The sequence below is a fragment of the Caulobacter sp. UNC358MFTsu5.1 genome (assembly GCF_000712075.1).
In the GTDB taxonomy this organism is placed as follows: Bacteria; Pseudomonadota; Alphaproteobacteria; order Caulobacterales; family Caulobacteraceae; genus Caulobacter.
Genome location: NZ_JONW01000008.1, coordinates 434,384 through 453,568, shown reverse-complemented (window position 1 = coordinate 453,568; position 19,185 = coordinate 434,384). Strand labels below are relative to the sequence as shown.

18 protein-coding genes and 1 tRNA gene are annotated in these 19,185 nt (G+C 69.7%); 11 read left to right on the top strand and 8 right to left on the bottom strand.

All coding sequences use genetic code 11. The features are described from left to right. The first annotated feature begins 94 nt into the window (after window positions 1–94). Window positions 95–853: a LytTR family DNA-binding domain-containing protein gene (locus BR39_RS0117160; protein ID WP_231499490.1), complete on the top strand. Its 759-nt coding sequence runs from the start codon at window positions 95–97 to the stop codon at window positions 851–853. A 3-nt stretch (window positions 854–856) separates the two neighbouring features. Here the strand turns inward: BR39_RS0117160 and BR39_RS0117155 are convergent, their stop codons facing one another. Continuing rightward, window positions 857–1,300, bottom strand: a complete 444-nt coding sequence (locus BR39_RS0117155) for an Rrf2 family transcriptional regulator (RefSeq protein WP_029914418.1) — start codon at window positions 1,298–1,300, stop codon at window positions 857–859. Window positions 1,301–1,423: 123 nt separating this feature from the next. Here BR39_RS0117155 and BR39_RS0117150 point away from each other — a divergent pair, with 123 nt between their 5' ends. Genes BR39_RS0117150 through BR39_RS0117140 form a run of 3 tightly spaced genes read left to right on the top strand, consistent with a single transcriptional unit; the run spans window position 1,424 to window position 4,132 of the window. Next, window positions 1,424–2,107, top strand: coding sequence for a DUF1971 domain-containing protein (locus BR39_RS0117150; protein WP_029914416.1), 684 nt, complete (start codon window positions 1,424–1,426; stop codon window positions 2,105–2,107). Between the two features lie 38 nt (window positions 2,108–2,145). After that, window positions 2,146–3,354, top strand: coding sequence for an NO-inducible flavohemoprotein (gene hmpA, locus BR39_RS0117145; RefSeq protein ID WP_029914414.1), 1,209 nt, complete (start codon window positions 2,146–2,148; stop codon window positions 3,352–3,354). 37 nt (window positions 3,355–3,391) lie between these two features. Continuing rightward, window positions 3,392–4,132, top strand: coding sequence for a class I SAM-dependent methyltransferase (locus BR39_RS0117140; protein ID WP_029914412.1), 741 nt, complete (start codon window positions 3,392–3,394; stop codon window positions 4,130–4,132). Here the strand turns inward: BR39_RS0117140 and BR39_RS0117135 are convergent. Further along, a complete protein-coding gene (locus BR39_RS0117135; RefSeq protein ID WP_029914410.1) occupies window positions 4,129–5,280 on the bottom strand; it encodes an aminotransferase in 1,152 nt (383 codons plus the stop codon). The two genes, BR39_RS0117140 and BR39_RS0117135, sit on opposite strands and share 4 nt — an antisense overlap. Before the next feature lie 113 nt (window positions 5,281–5,393). On the opposite strand from BR39_RS0117135, the gene BR39_RS0117130 reads away from it, so the two are divergent. Continuing rightward, on the top strand, window positions 5,394–7,004 hold the full coding sequence (locus BR39_RS0117130; protein ID WP_029914408.1) for a transporter: 1,611 nt from the start codon (window positions 5,394–5,396) through the stop codon (window positions 7,002–7,004). Next, on the top strand, window positions 7,004–8,086 hold the full coding sequence (locus BR39_RS0117125) for an HlyD family secretion protein (protein ID WP_051695807.1): 1,083 nt from the start codon (window positions 7,004–7,006) through the stop codon (window positions 8,084–8,086). The genes BR39_RS0117130 and BR39_RS0117125 overlap by 1 nt, the downstream gene beginning before the upstream one ends. Before the next feature lie 3 nt (window positions 8,087–8,089). On the opposite strand, the gene BR39_RS0117120 is transcribed toward BR39_RS0117125, so the two are convergent. Further along, window positions 8,090–8,401, bottom strand: coding sequence for a hypothetical protein (locus BR39_RS0117120; RefSeq protein WP_156035804.1), 312 nt, complete (start codon window positions 8,399–8,401; stop codon window positions 8,090–8,092). Window positions 8,402–8,427: 26 nt separating this feature from the next. Between BR39_RS0117120 and BR39_RS0117115 the strand changes: the two genes are divergently transcribed. Next, entirely contained in the window at window positions 8,428–8,685 is a 258-nt protein-coding gene (locus BR39_RS0117115; protein WP_029914402.1) for a GlsB/YeaQ/YmgE family stress response membrane protein, read from the top strand. Here the strand turns inward: BR39_RS0117115 and BR39_RS0117110 are convergent. The 3 genes from BR39_RS0117110 to BR39_RS0117100 form a co-directional block, all read right to left on the bottom strand. Beyond that, complete coding sequence (locus BR39_RS0117110; RefSeq protein WP_231499489.1) at window positions 8,682–11,093, bottom strand: bifunctional diguanylate cyclase/phosphodiesterase; 2,412 nt, start codon at window positions 11,091–11,093, stop codon at window positions 8,682–8,684. The genes BR39_RS0117115 and BR39_RS0117110 overlap by 4 nt on opposite strands. 168 nt (window positions 11,094–11,261) lie before the next feature. After that, entirely contained in the window at window positions 11,262–13,097 is a 1,836-nt protein-coding gene (gene typA / locus BR39_RS0117105; RefSeq protein WP_029914398.1) for a translational GTPase TypA, read from the bottom strand. Between the two features lie 519 nt (window positions 13,098–13,616). Further along, window positions 13,617–14,537 (bottom strand): N-formylglutamate amidohydrolase, encoded by a 921-nt coding sequence (locus tag BR39_RS0117100; RefSeq protein WP_029914396.1) that lies wholly within the window; start codon window positions 14,535–14,537, stop codon window positions 13,617–13,619. Window positions 14,538–14,715: 178 nt separating this feature from the next. Between BR39_RS0117100 and cpdR the strand changes: the two genes are divergently transcribed. Together cpdR and BR39_RS0117090 are read left to right on the top strand one after the other, a co-directional pair. After that, on the top strand, window positions 14,716–15,072 hold the full coding sequence (gene cpdR / locus BR39_RS0117095) for a cell cycle two-component system response regulator CpdR (protein ID WP_012284930.1): 357 nt from the start codon (window positions 14,716–14,718) through the stop codon (window positions 15,070–15,072). Between the two features lie 110 nt (window positions 15,073–15,182). Further along, window positions 15,183–15,257: transfer RNA gene (locus BR39_RS0117090), tRNA-Val, on the top strand. 35 nt (window positions 15,258–15,292) lie between these two features. Here BR39_RS0117090 and BR39_RS0117085 read toward each other — a convergent pair. Beyond that, a complete protein-coding gene (locus BR39_RS0117085) occupies window positions 15,293–16,141 on the bottom strand; it encodes an oxidoreductase (RefSeq protein ID WP_029914394.1) in 849 nt (282 codons plus the stop codon). 112 nt (window positions 16,142–16,253) lie between these two features. On the opposite strand from BR39_RS0117085, the gene BR39_RS0117080 reads away from it, so the two are divergent. Both BR39_RS0117080 and BR39_RS27380 read left to right on the top strand, forming a co-directional pair. Further along, the gene (locus BR39_RS0117080; protein WP_051695805.1) at window positions 16,254–17,195 is read left to right on the top strand and encodes a LysR family transcriptional regulator; all 942 of its coding nucleotides are present in this window, start codon (window positions 16,254–16,256) and stop codon (window positions 17,193–17,195) included. Window positions 17,196–17,352: 157 nt separating this feature from the next. Beyond that, window positions 17,353–18,555 carry an OmpA family protein gene (locus BR39_RS27380; RefSeq protein WP_029914390.1) on the top strand — a complete coding sequence of 401 codons (1,203 nt, stop codon included), beginning with the start codon at window positions 17,353–17,355 and terminating at the stop codon, window positions 18,553–18,555. 218 nt (window positions 18,556–18,773) lie between these two features. Here BR39_RS27380 and BR39_RS0117070 read toward each other — a convergent pair whose 3' ends face one another. Then, window positions 18,774–19,166, bottom strand: a complete 393-nt coding sequence (locus BR39_RS0117070; protein ID WP_029914388.1) for a DUF6491 family protein — start codon at window positions 19,164–19,166, stop codon at window positions 18,774–18,776. Window positions 19,167–19,185 lie beyond the last annotated feature (19 nt).

Here is a 19,185-nt window from a genome sequence, read left to right as displayed (position 1 = left end):
CCGGCGCTAGGCGAGGTTGCGTGAGCGGCGCCGATACTGCGCGAACGGCGCCGCGCCATGATGAGAGGCTTTTGGGCGAGAGGCTTAGATCGGGGTGACGGACCTGCGGGCGATCCTTCAGCGCGGCGGCGCGGACCTGGCGCTGCTGCTGGCGATGGGCCTGTTCCTGGGCGCGGTCGGCCCGTTCGGCAGCGAGCACCTGGCGCCGCGCCAGGCCTACGCCTACTGGGTGCTGTGCATCGTCGGCGGCGGGCTGATCGGCATCCTGATCGACGAGACCGTCGGACGCCGGGCGGGCGTCTTCTGGCGGCGGCTGCTGGTCACCGCCGTTCTGATGACGCCGCCGACCGCCCTGTGGGTGCTGGTGTCCGATCGCCTCGTGGTCGGCGCGCCGATCGTCGCGTCGCGGTACTGGCCGCTGCTGTGGCAGGTGTTCCTGATCTCGGTCCCGGTCATGGCCGTCCGGGCCCTGGTCTGGCGCCGGCCGTCGGCGGTGGTCGAGACCCGGGTGGTGGTCGAGCCGCCCCTGCCCGAGGCCGAGGCGGCCTTCCGCCGGCGCCTGTCGGCGAAGCGGCGCGGCGCGCGGCTGATCGCGGTCGAGGCCGACGACCACTACCTGCGGGTCCACACCGACGCCGGGGCCGAGATGGTCACCCTGCGCTTCGCCGTCGCCCTGGACGAGCTGTCCGGCGCGCACGGCTTCCAGACCCACCGCTCGTGGTGGGTGGCGGCCGAGGCGGTGGAGGGCGTGCGCTGGCGGCGCGGCGGCGGCGAACTGCGCCTGGCGGGCGGCCTGGCGGCTCCGGTCAGCCGCACCCATGCGCCGACCGTCAAGGCGGCCGGCTGGTTCTGAGCGCTAGGCCGGTAAGGCCGCCGGCTCGGTGATCCCGAACAGCGCCCGCATCTGGTGGCGCTGATCCAGCAGGTCCTCCAGCGTGTACTTGTCCAGCACCGCGATGAACGCCGCCGTCGCCTCGTTGAGGGCGCGGGGCAGGGTGCAGGCGGGGGCGATCACGCAGCTGCTGCAGTCCACCAGCTGGAAGCCCTCCTCGGTCTGGCGCACCACCTGGCCGACGACGATCTGGTCGGCCGGACGGGCCAGGGCGATGCCGCCGCCGCGGCCGCGCACCGTGCGCACGAAGCCGGCCTTGCCCAGATCCTGCACCACCTTCATCAGGTGGTTCTGCGAGATCTTGTAGAGGGCCGCGATCTCGCCGATCGAGGACAGGTCGCCGTCGTCGCGCGCCGCCAGGTGCAGCAGCACCCGCATGGCGTAGTCGGTGTAGCGCGTCAGCCGCATCGGGACTCCGGGCACGCGCCCCGCCGGGACGGACTAAGGGCGAATACGTAAAACAGGCATTTTCATTGCATGTTTCGTCGCGGCCTTATAGATGCATTTTTGACGCATCAATTAGGCTCCCCTATGGACCCGACCCAAGCCGCCGAGATCGAAGCCGCTCTGCCGGCGCTGCTGGAGCGCTTCTACGCCCGCGTCCGCGCCGACGCCGAGCTGGGCCCGGTGTTCAACGACGCCGTTCAGGACTGGGATCACCACCTGGGGACCCTGGCCGACTTCTGGTCGTCGGTGATGCTGACCAGCGGCCGCTACAAGGGCAATCCGATGGCGGTCCACCTGCAGCACGCCGCGCGCATCCCGTCGGAGATGTTCGGCCACTGGTTGGCGCTGTGGACTCAGACCACCGACGAGATGATGTCGCCGCCGGTCGCCGCGGTCATGCAGGCCAAGGCCGCGCGCATCGCCCAGAGCCTGGACGCGGCCCTCCATTTCCGCCTGTCCAAGGCCGAGGCCGCCAAGAGCGAAACGATTCCGCGTGAGGTCTCCAAGCCCTATCGCTCGACCCCGGTCTTCGACGAGCGGACCCTGCCGCAAGGCCTGCGCCAGGCGCACACCACCAAGGACGGCGTCTGGGGCGTGATCCGCGTGCTCGAGGGCTGCGTCCGTTACCGGATCGAGGCCCACGACCAGGACGTCATCCTGTCGCCGGGCACGCCGGGCCTGGTGCGGCCCCAGGAACCTCATCACGTCGAGCCGGTCGGGCCGATGCGCATGCAGGTCGAGTTCTACGACCACCCTCCGGCGCTCTAGCCGGACCGAAACACCGAACCCGAACGAGGAGAGAGACAATGGCGGCTGCGCTCAGCGCGGAGACGATCGCGCGCGTCAAGGCCACGGTTCCGGCCCTGGCCGAACACGGCGAGGCGATCACCCTGGCGATGTACGCCCGGCTGTTCCAGGACGACCATATCAAGGCGCTGTTCAACCACGCCAACCAGGCGACCGGCGCCCAGCCCAAGGCCCTGGCCGGGGCGATCCTGGCCTACGCCCAGAACATCGACAATCTGGGCGTGGTGCTGCCGGTGGTCGAGCGCATCGCCCACAAGCACGTCGGCTATCACATCCTGGCCGAGCACTATCCGTTCGTGGCCAAGGCCTTGCTGGGCGCGATCAAGGACGTGCTGGGCGACGCCGCCACCGACGAGATCCTGGGCGCCTGGGGCGAGGCCTACTGGTTCCTGGCCGACATCCTGATCGGTCGCGAGGCGGCGATCCGCACGGAGATCGAGGCCTTCGAAGGCGGCTGGACCGGCTGGCGCGACTTCGTGGTGGCCGAGAAGGTCCGTGAGAGCGCGGTGATCACCTCGTTCGTGCTGCGGCCCGCGGACGGCGGCAAGGTGATCCCGCACAAGCCGGGCCAGTACCTGACCTTCCGCTTCGACTCCGCCGACCTCGCCGGCGAGAAGCGCAACTACTCGATCTCGGCCGGGCCGAACGGCGAGAGCTACCGCATCTCGGTCAAGCGCGAGGACCTGGGCGCGGCCTCGCGGTTCCTGCACGACCAGACCCGGATCGGCGACATCCTGCAGGCCACCCCGCCGGCCGGCGACTTCTTCCTGGCCGACCAGCCGGCCCGTCCGGTGGTGCTGCTCAGCGGCGGCGTTGGCCTGACGCCGATGGTCAGCATGGTCGAGCACATCGCCAAGGAACATCCGGAGCTGGAAGCCCACTTCGTGCACGGGGCGCTGAACAGCAAGGTCCACGCCCTGGACGGCCACGTCCGCGCCCTGGCCAAGGACCACGGCGGCGTCTCGGTGACCACCTTCTACAGCCACCCCTTGGCGGGCGACCGGGCCGGTGAGAGCCACGACGTCGACGGGTTCATCACCATAGACTGGCTGAAGGCCAACACCCCGTTCGCCGAGGCGGATTTCTACCTGTGCGGCCCGACGCCGTTCCTGAAGGCCTTCGTCAGTGGGCTGACGGACGCCGGCGTGCCGGCCGACCGGGTGCACTACGAGGTGTTCGGCCCGACGGCCGAGGCGATCGCGGCCTGAGGCTGAGCTCGGAGCGTCGCCGTGCTATTGAGGCGGCATGAGCGACCCGCCTTTCTCCAACGATCCAAACTCGAATGGCTGGGCTGAATCCGCGGCGGCCTGGATCGCCGACATGGGCGAGCACGGCGACTACGGCCGTCGCTACGTGCTCGATCCCGTGATCCGCCAACGGCTGGGCGAGCGCGGCTTTCGCAAGGCCCTGGACGTGGGCTGCGGCGAAGGACGGCTGTGTCGGATGCTGTCGGGCTTCGGCATCGAAACGATCGGGCTGGACCCGACACAAGCCCTGCTGGACCAAGCCAGACGGTCGCACCCCGAGGGACGCTATGTGGAGGGCGTCGCCGAGGCCCTGCCGTTCGAGGACGCGGGCTTCGACCTGGTCGTCAGTTGCTTGAGCCTCATCGACATCCCCGGCTTCGAAGCGGCGATCGCCGAGATGGCCCGGGTGCTGGCGCCGGGTGGAACCCTGTTCGTCGCCAACCTGACCAGCTTCGCGACCGCCCGGATCGACGCCCCGATCCTGGAGCGCTGGGTCAACAGTCCGGGCGTGCGGATCGACCGCTATCTGGAACAGCGGTCCAGCTGGGAGGCTTGGCGGGGCATCCGGATCGTCAACTGGCACCGGCCCCTGTCGGCCTACATGGCCGCCTTCCTGGGCGCGGGCCTGCGCCTGACCCACTTCGACGAGCCGGCGCCGGTCGGCGGCGACCCGGCCAAGGCCGAGCGCTATCGCGGCGTGCCCTGGTACGTCGTGATGGAGTGGGAGAAGCCGGCCTAGCCCCGCGCCGCCGCCAACCGCCGCACCGCCTCATCCAGCGTGTCGTCCGCCTTGGCGAAGCAGAGGCGCAGGATGTGGCGCACCGGGTCTTCCGCGTAGAAGGCCGAGACCGGGATGCTGGCCACCCCGTGGTCGCGCACGGCGCGCAGGGCGAAGGTCCGGTCGTCCTCGTCGATCCCCGAGGCCTTCAGGTCGACGTTGAGGAAATAGGTCCCGCCGCTGTCCAGCACCGTGAAGCCGGCGTCGCGCAGGCCCGCCGCCAGGCGGTCGCGCGAGCGCTGCAGGCCGGCGGGCATGGCCTCGAACCAGTCGCCGGGGTCCCGCAACCCGAACGCCACCGCCTCCTGCAGGTTGGGCGGGGTGGTGAAGGTCAGGAACTGGTGGGCGCCGGCCAGGGCCTTGGTCAGGGCGGGGGCGGCGCACAGGAAGCCGACCTTCCAGCCGGTCATGCCGAACATCTTGCCGGCCGAGCCGATCTTCACGGTGCGCTCGCGCATGCCCGGATAGCCGATCAGCGGCCGGTGCCGGCGACCGTCGAAAACCACGGCCTCCCACACCTCGTCGCAGACGGCGACGGCGTCGTGCCTGACGCAGAACTCGGCCAGCAGGGCCAGGTCCTCGTCGGGCGTGACCACCCCGGCGGGGTTCAGCGGAGTGTTCAGCACCACCATCCGCGTCCGATCACTGAAGGCGGCCTCCAGCATGGCGCGGTCGAACCGCCAGTGCGGCGGGGTCAGGCGCACCAGCTTCGGAACCCCTCCCGCGCGCTTCACCATCGGCAGGTAGGCGTCGTACAGCGGCTGGAACAGCACCACCTCGTCGCCCGGCGAGATCAGGCTGAGGAGGGCCGCCGCGAGGGCCTCGGTCGCGCCGGAGGTGACGACGATCTCGCTCTCCCAATCCAGGTCCAGCCCCTGGGTCCGGCCGTAGTGCGCCGCCACCGCCTGGCGCAGGTCGGGCAGGCCGCGCATCGGCGGATATTGGTTCGTGCCCGTGATCAGCGCCTCGCCGGCCTTCCGGCGCAGGGCCATCGGACCCGCGTCGTCCGGAAATCCCTGGCCCAGATTGATCGCCCCGGTCTGGCGGGCCAGGCCGCTCATCTCCTCGAAGATGGTGGTGGGCAGGTCGGCGTAGACCGGATGGACCATGGGGCGCGTCTCCCAAGACACTCGAACTGGGAACCCTTGCCTAGCACAGGTCGCGCGGTGATAGCTTGGGTCGTCGCGTGGAACGATTTCCCCAAGGCGGAGCTTCCTCTGAAGTGACCGACAGCGCCGTCCCCGCACCGCCGTCTCCGCCGCCCTGGACCTGGTCGCACGGGCTGGCCTACGGCGCGGTGTCGATGCTGCTGGGCCTGACCCAGGGGCTGGGCGCCAACCTGATCAACAACAACCTGCCCTGGATCCAGGGCTCGCTGGGCGCCTACACCAACGAGTCGGCCTGGCTGTCGATCGCCTACACCGCCGCCAACGCCACGATCGGCCTGCTGGCCGTGAAGTTCCGCTTCCAGTACGGCCTGCGGCTGTTCGCCGACATCGGGCTGGGGCTGTTCATCGTGGTGGGCCTGGCGCACCTCCTGAGCAACGACCTGCGCTCGGCCATCGCGGTGCGGGCGGCGGCGGGCATGGCCGCCTCGGCCCTGTCGACCCTGACCCTGCTCTACATGGTCGAGGCCGCGCCGCCCGAGCGGCGCATCGTCGGCATCGCCCTGGGCGTGGGCTGGGCGCAGCTGGCCCTGCCGCTGTCGCGACTGGTCTCCTCCGACCTCCTGGACACTGGCCAATGGCATGGACTCTATCTGGCCGAGATCGGGCTGAGCGTCGTCTGCCTGTCGGCGGTGAACCTGCTGCGCCTGCCGCCGATCCCGCGCGTGCAGATGTTCGAGTGGCGCGACTTCCTCACCTTCGCCCTGTTCGCCCCGGGCATCGCCCTGCTGTGCGTGGTGCTGGGGCAGGGGCGTTACGTCTGGTGGTTCGACACCGCCTGGATCGGCTGGTGCCTGGCCGCCGCCATCGTGCTGCTGGCGGCCTCGGCCCTGGTCGAGCTGCACCGCAAGAAGCCGCTGATCCACCTGCGCTGGCTGACCAGCGCCGATCTCTTGCGTCTGCTGGTGATCATCCTGCTGTTCCGCATCGTGCTGTCCGAGCAGGGCGTCGGCGCGTTCGGCCTGCTGCAGACCCTGGGCATGAACAACGACCAGATGGCCGGGCTGTCGTGGGTGATGCTGGCGGCCACCCTGGCCGGCATGGTCATCGTGGCCTTCACGATCAATCCCGAGCACGTCAGCACACCGGCCCTGATCGCCCTGCTGATGGTGGCGGCCGCGGCCTGGATGGACAGCCTGTCCACCAGCCTGACCCGGCCCGAGCAGATGTATCTCAGCCAGGGCATGATGGCCTTCGCCGGGGCCCTGTTCCTGCCCGCCGCCCTGCTGGCCGGCTTCCCGCGCGCCATCCGCATGGGCCAGGAGTACATCGTCAGCTTCATCGTGCTGTTCTCGACCGGCCAGGTGATCGGGGCCCTGGGCGGCTCGGCCTTTCTGGGCACGCTGATGACTGTCCGCGAGCGGGTGCATTCGGCCGCTATCGTCGACCGCCTCAGCCTGACCGACCCGCAGGTGGCCCTGCGGGTGAAGCAGTTGTCGGGGACCTATGCCGGCGTCCTGACCGACCCGGCCCTGCGCAGCGGCGAGGGCGCGGCCCTGCTGGCCCAGCAGGCGACGCGCGAGGCCACGGTGCTGGCCTATGACGACGTGTTCGCCACCGTGGCCGTGATGGCGATGATGGTGTTCTTCTACCTGTTGTTCCTGCGCGTCCGGTCCGACCTGCGCCTGAGGCGCGCGGCCCGGCTGACGCCCGTGGAGGCCGCCTGATGTCCGACCCGCAAGCCGCCACGCCGACCGCCCCTCCGCCGCCGCCCCCGAAACGGATGTGGTCGCGCGCGGCCATCCCGGTGATCGTCGCCGGAATTGGCGGGGTGCTGCTGGTGCTCTACGCCTGGAAGCTGCCGCCGTTCACCGGCACGGTGCAGAGCACCGAGAACGCCTATGTCCGCGGCTATGTCACCCTGCTGGCCCCCAAGGTGGACGGCTATGTGACGGCGGTGGCGGTCAAGGATTTCCAGGCGGTGAAGGCGGGCCAGGTGCTGGTCCAGATCGACGACCGCATCTACCGCCAGAAGCTGGCCCAGGCCGAGGCCAGCGTGCGCTCGGCCCAGGCGGCCCTGGACGCCAACACCCAGGCCCAGACCTCCAACGCCGCCCAGATCCGCCTCGCCGAGGCCCAGGCCGGCAGCAGCCAGGCGGCCCTGGCGAAGGCCCAGGTCGACATCAAGCGGGCCGAGCCGCTGCTGGCCCAGGGCTGGCTGGCCCCCAGCCAGCGCGACGTGCTGCAGGTGGCCCAGCGCCAGGCCGCCGCCGGCGTCGCCCAGACGGCGGCCAATATCGACATCGCCCGCCAAGCCCTGGCCACCACCAAGGTCAATCGCGAAGGGCTGGAGGCCACCCTGGCCAACGCCCGGGCGGCCGTCGAGCTGGCCCGCATCGACCTGGCCAACACCACCATCCGTGCGCCCGAGGACGGGGCGGTGGGCGAGGTGGGCGTGAAGCTGGGCCAGTACGTCGCCGTCGGGACCCAGCTGATGGGCGTGGTGCCGCGCCAGACCTGGGTGACCGCCAACTTCAAGGAGACCCAGACGGCCCATATCAAGGTGGGCCAGCCGGCGACGGTCCAGGTCGACGCCCTGGGCGGGCTGAAGCTGCGCGGCCATGTCGAGCGGCTGGGACCGGCCACCGGCTCGGAATTCGCGGTGATCAAGCCCGACAACGCCACCGGCAACTTCACCAAGGTGGTCCAGCGCCTGCCTACCCGCATCGCGCTCGATCCGGACCAGGACGGTGTCGCCCGCCTGCGGCCGGGCATGAGCGTGGTCGCCCGTATCGACACCGCGCGCTAGGGTCTAGAGGTAGTACATCGCCACCGTCATGCACGCGCAGAGCAGCGCGCCGAGGCGGGTGAGGACCAAGAGCGCGCGCCGCTTCCGGGGAAATTCCTCGATCGCCCAGCGCCGATTGGCGGCCAACGCGATCCATAGGCGCGGCCATCGCGTCAGGCACAGCATGAAGATCGTGCACAGCGCGAAGAAGGCGACGCCGACAAGGTCTGGTCCATGGTCCATTCCAAAGTGTTCCACGGCGCTCACCGGCTGTCGAGCGACCGGCCGGTCGGCCGCGGCGCAACCTTTCCGGGGGTTCCGGTGTTCCAGCAGCAAATCTTGGCTGTGAGGATCTTCAGCACATGAACGGCGTGGGTTTCATCGGTGCGGTCATCATCGGCATCTTCGCCGGCTGGATCGCCGAACAGGTCATGGGCCGCAATCACGGCCTGATCACCAACCTGATCGTCGGCCTGGTCGGCGCCCTGATCGGCGCCTTCCTGGCCAGCATGTTCAACATCCACTTCTTCGGCTGGCTGGGCAGCCTGCTGGTCTCGACCGTCGGGGCGATCGTCCTGCTGTGGATCGTGGGCCTGTTCAGCGGGCGACGCCGGATCTAGGCGCCCTTGGCCGCCGCGGCGCTCTCGGCGGCCTCGTCCAGCACGATCCGGCGCATCTGCTGCGCCGTGTTGTCCAGCAGGAAGCCGGGGATGTCGGCGATCGGCATGGGACGGCCGAACAGGTAGCCCTGGAAGTGATCGCAGCGCATGTCCTCAAGGATCCGCGCCTGGTCGGCGGTCTCCACGCCCTCGGCGGTGACCTCCAGGTTCAGGGTGCGGCCCAGCAGGGTGATGGTGCGCAGGATGTCGGCGATCGCCGGGTTGCCCGCCATCTCGGCCACGAAGGTGCGGTCGATCTTGATCTTGTCGAACGGGAACCGCCACAGATAGGCCAGGCTGGAATAGCCCGTGCCGAAGTCGTCCATGGCGATGCGCACGCCCAGGTCCTTCAGGGCCTTCAGCTGCTCCAGCGTGCCGGCGGTGTCGCGCAGCAGCAGGCCCTCGGTGATCTCCAGCTCCAGGCGCGAGGGCGCCAGGCCCGAGGCCTCCAGGGCCGCCCGCACCTGGTCCACCAGGTCGCCGGCCGCGAACTGGTTGGGCGACAGGTTGACCGCCACCTTCAGCGGCGCGGGCCAGGCGGCGGCCTGACGGCAGGCCTCGTTCAGCACCCACTCGCCGATCTTGCAGATCAGGCCCCACTGCTCGGCGCATTCGATGAAGTCGTCGGGCCCGACCAGGCCGCGGCGCGGGTGCTGCCAGCGCAGCAGGGCCTCGAAGCCGATGGTCTCGTGGGCCTTGGCGCCGATCAGCGGCTGGAAGAACAGCTTCAGCTCGTCGTTCTTCAGGGCCGAGCGCAGGTCGATCTCCAGGGCCCGGCGCTCCTGGGCCCACAGGTCCATGGTCGCCTCGAAGAAGCGATAGGCCCCGCGCCCGTCGCCCTTGGCGCGATAGAGGGCCAGGTCGGCGTTCTTCAGCAGGGTGTCGGCGTCGTCGGCGTCGGCCGGGGCCACGGCGATGCCGACGCTGGCCCCGATCGACACGTGATGGTCGTTCAGCTCGTAGGGCTGGGACAGGGCGTCGACGATGGCCTGGGCCAGGGCCCCCAGCTCGGCGGGCGCCAGGTGGTCGCGGACCACCACGGCGAACTCGTCGCCGCCCAGGCGGGTGACGACTCCGGTCTCGCCGACGCAGGCGCGCAGGCGGCCGGCCGCCTCGGCCAGCAGGGCGTCGCCGATCGGGTGGCCCAGGCTGTCGTTGACGCCCTTGAAGTGGTCCAGGTCCAGGCACAGCACCGCGCAGCCCGAGGTCTTGCCCTTGGCGTCCCAGGCGGCGCTCAGGGCCTGCAGGAACGACAGGCGGTTGGGCAGGCCAGTCAGCACGTCGTAGTGGGCCAGGCGCTTGATGCGCTCCTGGTCCTTGCGGGCCTGGGTGACGTCGGCCCCTACGCCCCGGAAGCCCGCGAAGGCCCCGTCCAGGTCATGGATCGGCTTGCCGCTCAGCGCCCACCAATGCAGTTCGTCGCCGACCAGCACCGACACGACCACGTCGCGGAAGGCCTTCTGGTCGATCAGCAGTCCGCCCAGGTTGGAAAGGCCCTCGGGGGCCTCGGCCAGTTCGGCGCCCAGCTCGCTGACGCGGCGGCCCAGCAGGTCCTCGCGCGGCCGGCCGGCCGCTTCGGCCATGCGTTCGGAGACGTAGGTCAGGGCCCCGGCGGCGTCGACTTCCCAGAGCCAGTCGCTGGAGCCTTCCTCGAAGTCGCTGAGCAGCAGGCTGACCACCTGCTTCTGGCGCTCCAGCTCGTCGCCGGCCACCAGGCGGTCGACGAAGACCTTGGCGTGCGACAGGCACGACAGGCCCACGACCAGGTAGCAGAAGATCAGAAGGCCGGCCAAGGCCAGCAGGATGGGCTCGTGGCTGGTCAGCAGCACCCACAGCGAGCCGACGACCAGCGGCGTCGTGTAGGCCAGGGCCGCCACGGGCAGGGTCAGCAGGGCGAAGCTTCCCACGCCGATCATCCCGGCCATCAGGGCCACGACCAGCATGCTCATGTGGAGGCCGGCGTCGTGCAGGGCCAGGGCCGGCAACAGGCCCCAGATGAAGCCCAGTAGCCCGGCCTGCAGGGCCACGCGGCGCACGCCGCGGGCCGAGACGGTGTTCTTGCCGCTCTTGCGGCGGCGGGCGGCGACCCAGCCGCGCAGGCCCAGCAGGGCGTAGCAGGTGACCACGCCGGCCCAGACCAGCAGGGTGAGGCGATGCGTCCCGCCCAGGCCGGCCAGGCAGACCAGCTGGGCGTTGATGATGTTGGCGGCCATCATCACCGGCGTCAGGCGCTGGATGCTGGCCAGCTGCTCGAACCGGACGCGGCCGGCCATGGCCTCGGGCACGGCGGTCAGGTGGCGCGACAGCAGGGCGGCGGCTCGCGAGGCGGTTCCCGAAATGACGCCCGAAAAGAAGGAAGTCTGGCGCACGGCGCGGTCCTGCACTTCAGGACGCCCCCGCATCCCCCGCCTGCAACGTACCGTCGGTTCCTGAAACGCGGGTTAACCGTAAGCTGAGCAAAGGCGCGTGAAAAAGCCCGCCATCCCAAGAGATGACGGGCTTCTTGATCGTCTGTCCCAGAAGAGTCTGGGAAGCGACTATTCTTCCTTGACGCGACGCTTGCGGAACGACGGGTTCAGGACCTGCTTGCGCAGGCGGATGTTCTTGGGCGTCACTTCCACCAGCTCGTCTTCCTCGATGTAGGCGATGGCCTGCTCGAGGGTCATGCGGCGCGGCGGGGTCAGGCGGATCGACTCGTCCTTGCCCGAGGCGCGGACGTTGGTCAGCTGCTTGGCCTTCATCGGGTTGACGTCGAGGTCGTCCTGACGGGCGTTCTCGCCGATGATCATGCCCTGATAGGTCTTCTCGCCGGCGCCGACGAACATCACGCCGCGCTCTTCCAGGTTCCACAGCGCGTAGGCCGCGGTCTCACCGTCCGAGTTCGAGATCAGCACGCCCTTGCGCTGCTGGTCGATGGCGCCCTTGTAGGGCTCGTAGTGGCTGAACACGCGGTTCAGCACGCCCGAGCCGCGGGTGTCGGTCAGGAACTCGCCCTGGTAGCCGATCAGCGAGCGCGACGGGGCGGTCAGCTGGAGGCGGGTCTTGCCCGCGCCCGACGGGCCCATGTCCTTCAGCTCGGCCTTACGGAGCGACAGCTTCTCGATGACGATGCCCGAGAACTCGTCGTCGACGTCGATCATGACGTCTTCCATCGGTTCCAGGCGCTTGCCGGTTTCCGGATCGTTCTGGAACACCACGCGCGGACGGCTGATCGACACCTCGAAGCCTTCGCGGCGCATGTTCTCGATCAGGACGCCCAGCTGCAGTTCGCCGCGGCCGGCGACTTCATAGGCGTCGCCTTCGGTCGACTCGGTCACCTTGATGGCGACGTTGGACTCAGCTTCCTTCAGCAGGCGGTCGCGGATCACGCGGCTCTGCACCTTGTCGCCTTCGCGGCCGGCCAGGGGCGAGTCGTTGACCGAGACGGTCATCGAGATGGTCGGCGGATCGATCGGCTGGGCCGGCAGGGCCTCGGTCAGGTCCAGGGCGCACAGGGTGTCGGCCACGGTGGCCTTGGACATGCCGGCGATGGCGACGATGTCACCGGCCTCGGCGCCCTCGTCGATCGGCTGGCGCTTCAGGCCGCGGAAGGCCAGCACCTTGGTGATGCGGCCGCGCTCGATTTCCTTGCCGTTGCGGTCCAGGGCCTTGATGGCCATGCCGGGGACGGCCTTGCCGCTCTCGATGCGGCCGGTCAGCAGGCGGCCCAGGAACGGATCGGATTCGATCAGCACGTTCAGGATCTGGAACGGCTCGTCCTTCTTCTCGATCTGCTTGGGTTCCGGCACGTGGCGGACGATCAGGTCGAACAGCGGGGCCAGGTTGTCGTTGGGGACGTTCAGGTCGAGCGTGGCCCAGCCGGCGCGGCCCGAGGCGTAGATGTGCGGGAAGTCCAGCTGCTCGTCCGTGGCGCCGATGGCGGCGAACAGGTCGAAGGCGGCGTTGTGCACGCGGTCCGGATCGGCGTGGGCGCGGTCGACCTTGTTGATGCAGAGGATCGGGCGCAGGCCCATCTTCAGCGCCTTGGTCAGCACGAACTTGGTCTGCGGCATGACGCCTTCCTCGGCGTCGACCAGCAGGACGCAGCCGTCCACCATGCCCAGGATGCGCTCGACCTCGCCGCCGAAGTCGGCGTGGCCGGGGGTGTCGATGATGTTGATGCGGGTTTCGCCCGCTTCACCGTTCCACAGGACGCTGGTGCACTTGGCCAGGATGGTGATGCCGCGCTCGCGCTCCTGGTCGTTGGAGTCCATGGCGCGCTCGGTCGTCGCCTCGTTGGCGCGGAACACGCCCGACTGGGCCAGGAGCTGGTCGACGAGGGTGGTCTTGCCATGATCGACGTGCGCGATGATGGCGATGTTTCGCATGGACATGGAGAAGGCGGACTTTCGGGGAGGAACAGATGGGGTTTGACGCGGGCGCGTCAGGCGCGCGGCTTTTACGCGACTGCGCGACGTTTATCCACCCCCACCCCTGCGCGTGGAATTGCCACGGTAACCGGTGTCACGCTCAAACCCCTTAAATTCATAGGGTTTGCGAAAGTTGCGGGCGGATGTCGTTTCTTCGGCAACTAATTGTGCAGTGCAGCATTGTCGCCAAAATCGGCCAAGCTTGGAGAGCGGCGTTCTCTGTCCCTTGTGTTACAAAGGATTTCACTCGGTTCGCGATATAAAAAACGACAACGTTGTCGAAGATTTCGCTTGATGCATTTCGCACCGCACCCTATAAGCAACCTGTGAGGCGGCGCTGCCGCCTCTGCCCTTCCTGGGCGTTTCCTCCCTAATGAACTGCCCGGCTTTCGAGCCGGGCTTTTTTTTGCCCGCAACCTGGGCGAACCCAAGGCGAACGGCCACGCTCGGGGTGTTTTCGCGAAAAACCCGGATTCGGAAGAGCTAGAGCAGCTCGGCCCAGTCGGTCGCGACCAGCCGGGCCGTCACCGACTCGATATGCGCCTTCAGCCGCGCCAGGCCTTCGGTCGGCTCGCGCGTCGTCTCGTTCATATAGAGCGCGCGGTTGATCTCGACCTGGATGGCGTGGGTGCGCCGGGCGGGGCGGCCGTAGTGCTCGGTGGTGTAGCCGCCGGCGTAGGGGGCGTTGCGAGCGACGCGATAGCCCAGCCCCTCAAGGGTCTTCTCCATCAGCGCGGTCAGCTTGGGACCGCAGGCGGCGCCGAAGCGGTCGCCCAGCACGATGTCGCACGGGCCGCCGCCGCGCGCTCTGTGGCCGCGGGCCGCCGCCGCCGGCATCGAGTGCCAGTCGACCAGGATCGCCAGGCCGTGGGCGTTGCGCGCCTGGGCCAGCAGGCGGTCCAGGGCGTCGTGATAGGGCCGGTGGGCGGTCTCGATGCGGGCCTTGGCCTCGGCGAAGGTCAGCTTGCGGGCGTAGATCGGGCGGCCTTCGCCGGCCACGCGGGCGATGGCGCCCAGCCCCGCCGCCACCCGCGCCGTGCGGGCCTGGGCGAAGTCGGGCAGGGCGTCCTCGAACATCGCCGGGTCCAGCTCCCAGGCGTCGCGGTTCAAGTCGATATAGGCGCGGGCCAGCCGGGCGCGGATCACGCAGGCCCCCTGGGCGGGCGCGCCGGCGATCAGGTCGTCGACGAAGGCGTCCTCGGACCCGCGCAGGTCCTGGGCCGTCAGCCGCGCGGCGGCCATCATGTCGGGCGGATACAGCCGGCCCGAATGGGGCGAGGCGAAGACCAGCGGGGTCGGGGGCGGCTCGCCTTCGGCCTGGGCCCGCGCGATCTCGAAAGCCGGCGAGAAGCCCTGCTCAGCCGTCGCCGGCGTTTCCGAAGCGATCGGCTCCCATGCGGTCATGGGCTTATTGTCGCGGCCGGACGGTTCCGGGTCAAACGCCAAGCGCCCGGGTTATAAGGAGCGGGGCCCGGCGCCGAAGCTTTACCTGTGGACAGCGCGGGGCCGGTTCATCCGCGATTTACCGTCCTTCTCTAGATTCCCGCTTTCCAATTCCGCCGATCGCCTGGAAACTGACCGCATGGCCCGCATCCTCCTCGCCGAAGACGATGACTCCCTCCGCGGGTTCCTGGCCCGGGCCCTCGAGCGGGCCGGATTCGAGGTCACGGCCTGCGCCGACGGCGAGGAAGCCGTCCAGCACCTGGACACCCCCTGGGACCTGCTGCTGACCGACATCGTCATGCCCGGCATGGACGGCATCGAGGTGGCCCGCCAGGCCGCCGCCCGCGACCCGTCCCTGCGCATCATGTTCATCACCGGCTTCGCCGCCGTGGCCCTGTCGGCCCAGGACCGCGCGCCGGCCGGCGCCAAGGTGCTGTCCAAGCCCGTCCACCTGCGCGACCTCGTCTCCGAGGTCGAGAAGATGATGGCCGCCTAATTTTTTGGGGACCCGCCGAAAGGCGGGTTGCGCGACGGCCAAGCCGCCGCTATACCCCCACACCTTCCCGGCCGGGACGCCTTTTAAGAGGCGCTTCGGATCGCTTCGGCGGACGCGTAGCTCAGCGGGAGAGCACTACGTTGACATCGTAGGGGTCACAGGTTCAATCCCTGTCGCGTCCACCATTCCCTTCCTAAAATCAGATCGACCCGACGCCTGTTCAGGCGTCGTCGTGACGCGTGGCCGTCGCCACCGCCTCCCACGCCGCCAGGTCGGCCAGCATCGCCTGGGCGTGGCCGCGCACGGCCTCGACCGCGTCGGCGCCCAGCTGCAGGCGTAGAGGGGTCACCTCGGCGTCCAGCGCCGTGACGATCGCGGCGGCGGCCTTGCGCGGATCGCCGGGCTGGGTCCCGTGCATGTCGTGGGCGAAGGCGCGGGTGGGGCCGACGGTGTCCTGGTAGGCGGCCAGGATCGGCATGTGGCGCATGCCGGCGCCGGCCAGGTCGGTGCGGAACTGGCCGGGCTCGACGATCAGCACCTTGATCCCGAACGGCGCGACCTCCTGGGCCAGGGCCTCCGAAGCGCCCTCCAGGGCGAACTTGCTGGCCGAATAGGCCGAGAAGCCGCCGAACGACAGCTGGCCGCCCAGGCTGGAGATATTGACGATCGCGCCCGAGCCCTGGGCCCGCAGCGTCGGCAGGGCGGCGCGGATCACGGCCAGGGCGCCGAAGAAGTTGGTGTCCATGATCGCCCGCAGCTCGGCGTCCGGCGTCTCCTCCAGGGCGCCGACCACGCCGTAGCCGGCGTTGTTCACCAGGATGTCGATGCGGCCGAAGCGGGCGACCGCCGCGGCGACGGCGGCCTCGGCGTCGCCGGCCTGGTCGACGTCCAGCTTGGCGGCCAACACCCGGGCCGGGTCCAGGGCGACCAGGCCGTCCAGCTTGGCGACCGAGCGCGCCGTGGCCACGACGTTGTCGCCGCGCGACAGGGCGTGCTCGGCGAAGGCGCGGCCGAAGCCCGAGGCGGCGCCGGTGATGAACCAGGTCTTGGCGGAGGCGGTGGCGGTCATGGGAATCTCCGGTTCGGAACGCGTTCCGTCCGAACGCCGGACGAAGATCGCAACCGAGGCATTGCGCGATAAGCCGGTTCAAATCGCATTGGCTGTTCGATATCGTGCAGGAATGGATCGAGACCTGATCGCGCACTTCCCCGTGGTCCTGGCTGTCGCCCGACGCGGCGGCTTCGCGGCGGCGGCGGCCGAGCTGGGCATGAGCCCCTCGGCGGTCAGCCACGCGGTCAAGACGGTCGAGGACCGGCTGGGCCTGCCGCTGCTGGCCCGCACGACCCGCAGCGTCGCCCTGACCGAGGCCGGCGCCCAGTTCGTCGCCGAGGTCGGCCCGGCCCTGGCCGAGGTGGGCGAGGCGGTCGAGCGGCTGCGGGCGACCCGGGGGCGGGTGACCGGCGTGCTGCGTCTGAACGCGCCGCGCGTGGCGCTCGAGACCGCCCTGACCCGGGTGATCGCCGAAATGGCCTGGCGGCACCCGGACCTGGTGATCGAGGTCACTTCGGACGACGGCCTGGTCGACATCGTGGCCGGCGGCTGGGACGCCGGCGTGCGGCTGGGCGAGATGATCGCCCAGGACATGACCGCCGTCCGCCTGACCCCGCCGTTCAAGGCGATCATGGTCGCCGCGCCCGGCTATCTGGCGGCGAGGGGCGAGCCTGGGGTCCTGGCCGACCTGGCCGATCACAACTGCATCGGCTTCCGCCTGATCTCGACGGGCGGCGACTATGCCTGGGAGGTGCGGGAGAACGGCGCCGACACGGCGGTGCGGGTGCGGGGCAGCGCCCGCGTCACCGATCCGCTCTACGCCCGCGACCTGGCCCTGGCCGGGGTGGGCGTGGCCTATGTGTTCGAGCCCCTGGTCCGCGAGGCCGTGCGCGACGGGCGCCTGCGCTGGCTGCTGCCCGACACCGCGATCGAGGAGCCGGGCCTGTTCCTCTACTTCCCGCGCCGCGCGGCCCAGGCTCCCAAGCTGCGGGCCTTCGTCGACGTGGCGCGGGAGGTTCTGGGGCCACGCCGCCGCGACGGGAGCGATCGCTCGGGGACGACGTTTTCTTGAAGGAACAAGGGCCCGGGTTCCGGAGCGTTGAGTCGGTTCTTCGACGAAATGACCGGAATGTGGCGCCTTGGCCACACCTGATTTCAATCCTGGCGCGTTGTCGTCGTGAGGTCGCTCCCAGTGCCGATCTCGCGACATTCACGTAGAGGGTTACATCATGAAAATCGGGTTGCTGGCTGGTGTTGCGACGCTTGCGCTCTGCGCCGCGTCGGGCGCCTCCGCCCAAATGACGTTGAGCGGATGGTACGTCGCCGGCGACGTCGGGTACCATTGGCCCGACGGCGTCAAGGGGACCTCGTCCACCACCGGCTCGGAGTGGAGCTTCTCCCCCGATGACGACTGGGCGGGCTTTGGCCGTATCGGCTACAAACTGACGCCGAACTGGCGCGTCGAAGGCGAATACGGCTATCGCCCGGGCGACCAGTCGGGCGTCCACGGCACGGGTACGCCGTCGGGTCTCTGCACCCCCGGCGTCATGCGCACCACCGCCGCGCCGACCTGCGGCGGCGTGGATGGCGAGCTGAAGGCCTCGAGCCTGATGTTCAACGTCATCTACGACTTCATGCCGGACTCGACCTGGCGTCCGTTCCTCGGCGCCGGCCTGGGTACCGCCTGGGTCCACAACAAGGTCTACGGCCAGCTGTCCAACGTGCCGGCCGGCGCCGCGGCGTTCCAGAACACCAGCATCGACGACGTCGACCAGGCCCTGGCCTGGCAAGGCATCCTCGGCGTGGCCTGGGACTTCGCGCCGAACTGGTCCCTGGACCTGACCGGCCGCTACCTGGCGACGGACGACCTGCAATGGGGTTCGCTGACCACCAACACCGGCGGTCCGGGCCGCTTCGGCGCGGTGACCGACGTCGGCACGTTCGAAGGCAAGTACAAGGACACCTCGCTGACGCTGGGTATCCGCTACACCTTCGGCTCGCCGCCGCCCCCGCCGCCGCCGCCGCCCCCGCCGCCGCCGCCTCCGCCCCCGCCGCCTCCGCCGGAGCCGCCCCCGCCGCCTCCGCCGCCGGCCTACGAGGCCAAGGAGTTCGTGGTCTACTTCCCGTTCGATCAGTACGTGCTGACGCCGGAAGCCCAGGCCGTGGTCTCGCAAGCGGCTGACTACGCCAAGGGCGGTAACGCGACGAAGATCACCGTGGTCGGCCACACCGACACCTCGGGGTCTCCGAAGTACAACGCCAAGCTCTCCGAGCGCCGGGCCAAGGCCGTCGCCGACGCCCTGGTGGGCGCCGGTGTCCAAGCCACCACCCTGGCGGTGGATTGGAAGGGCGAAAGCGAACCGGCCGTCGCCACCGGCGACGGTGTGAAGGAACCGCTGAACCGCCGTTCCACGATCTCGATCAACTTCTAAGATCGCGATCCGGTACCGAAGTTGAGGGCTCGGCCGAAAGGCCGGGCCCTTTTCTTTTGCGTCTTCCCTGGGAGCGAGGCGGCGGCGCGACCATCCGCAAAAGAAAGACGCCCCCGAGCGGTTCGGGAGCGTCATCGTCCGGAATCCCGAGAGGGCGTCGGGGGCCGGTCAGGCCGACGTTCTGGGGGTGTCGGCTCTCGTGGCGAGCGTCCGCGCCGTCAGGGCCTCTGCTTGTCCGGCAGGGCGGAGGCTTCCTCGGGCGTCAGGGCGCGGATGGACTGCACCGCGCAATGCAGCGGGCCCGCGCCGCTGCGCGTGATGACGGTGGCGGGGCGGCCGTTGCACATCTGGTCGGTGAAGTCGGTGTCGAAGGACAGGACGCGATAGGTCGTCAGGCCGGGGCAGTCGCCCTTGAGGGTCACCTGGAAGACCGCGCCGGTGTTGAGCTTCACATAGATGTTGCGGTCGTCGTCGGAGGCCCAGTTGGCCATCCGCTCGGTGCGGAAGCACTGCGACGGATCGACCTTCCTGGACGAGGCCTCGACGGCGGGGGAGGCGAAGCTGGTCAGGGCGGCGGCCGAAGCGGCCAAGACGAGGAACATGCGCTGCATGGCGTTCTCCTGTTTCCCC

What these genes read in the sequence shown, in the direction of transcription:
- BR39_RS0117085 (WP_029914394.1), bottom strand. Translation starts at nt 16,141, where the DNA reads ATGACCGCCACCGCCTCCGCCAAGACCTGGTTCATCACCGGCGCCGCC.
- BR39_RS0117125 (WP_051695807.1), top strand. Translation starts at nt 7,004, where the DNA reads ATGTCCGACCCGCAAGCCGCCACGCCGACCGCCCCTCCGCCGCCGCCC.
- BR39_RS27380 (WP_029914390.1), top strand. Translation starts at nt 17,353, where the DNA reads ATGAAAATCGGGTTGCTGGCTGGTGTTGCGACGCTTGCGCTCTGCGCC.
- BR39_RS0117080 (WP_051695805.1), top strand. Translation starts at nt 16,254, where the DNA reads ATGGATCGAGACCTGATCGCGCACTTCCCCGTGGTCCTGGCTGTCGCC.
- BR39_RS0117115 (WP_029914402.1), top strand. Translation starts at nt 8,428, where the DNA reads ATGAACGGCGTGGGTTTCATCGGTGCGGTCATCATCGGCATCTTCGCC.
- BR39_RS0117135 (WP_029914410.1), bottom strand. Translation starts at nt 5,280, where the DNA reads ATGGTCCATCCGGTCTACGCCGACCTGCCCACCACCATCTTCGAGGAG.
- BR39_RS0117155 (WP_029914418.1), bottom strand. Translation starts at nt 1,300, where the DNA reads ATGCGGCTGACGCGCTACACCGACTACGCCATGCGGGTGCTGCTGCAC.
- typA (WP_029914398.1), bottom strand. Translation starts at nt 13,097, where the DNA reads ATGTCCATGCGAAACATCGCCATCATCGCGCACGTCGATCATGGCAAG.
- BR39_RS0117100 (WP_029914396.1), bottom strand. Translation starts at nt 14,537, where the DNA reads ATGACCGCATGGGAGCCGATCGCTTCGGAAACGCCGGCGACGGCTGAG.
- cpdR (WP_012284930.1), top strand. Translation starts at nt 14,716, where the DNA reads ATGGCCCGCATCCTCCTCGCCGAAGACGATGACTCCCTCCGCGGGTTC.
- BR39_RS0117140 (WP_029914412.1), top strand. Translation starts at nt 3,392, where the DNA reads ATGAGCGACCCGCCTTTCTCCAACGATCCAAACTCGAATGGCTGGGCT.
- BR39_RS0117070 (WP_029914388.1), bottom strand. Translation starts at nt 19,166, where the DNA reads ATGCAGCGCATGTTCCTCGTCTTGGCCGCTTCGGCCGCCGCCCTGACC.
- BR39_RS0117150 (WP_029914416.1), top strand. Translation starts at nt 1,424, where the DNA reads ATGGACCCGACCCAAGCCGCCGAGATCGAAGCCGCTCTGCCGGCGCTG.
- hmpA (WP_029914414.1), top strand. Translation starts at nt 2,146, where the DNA reads ATGGCGGCTGCGCTCAGCGCGGAGACGATCGCGCGCGTCAAGGCCACG.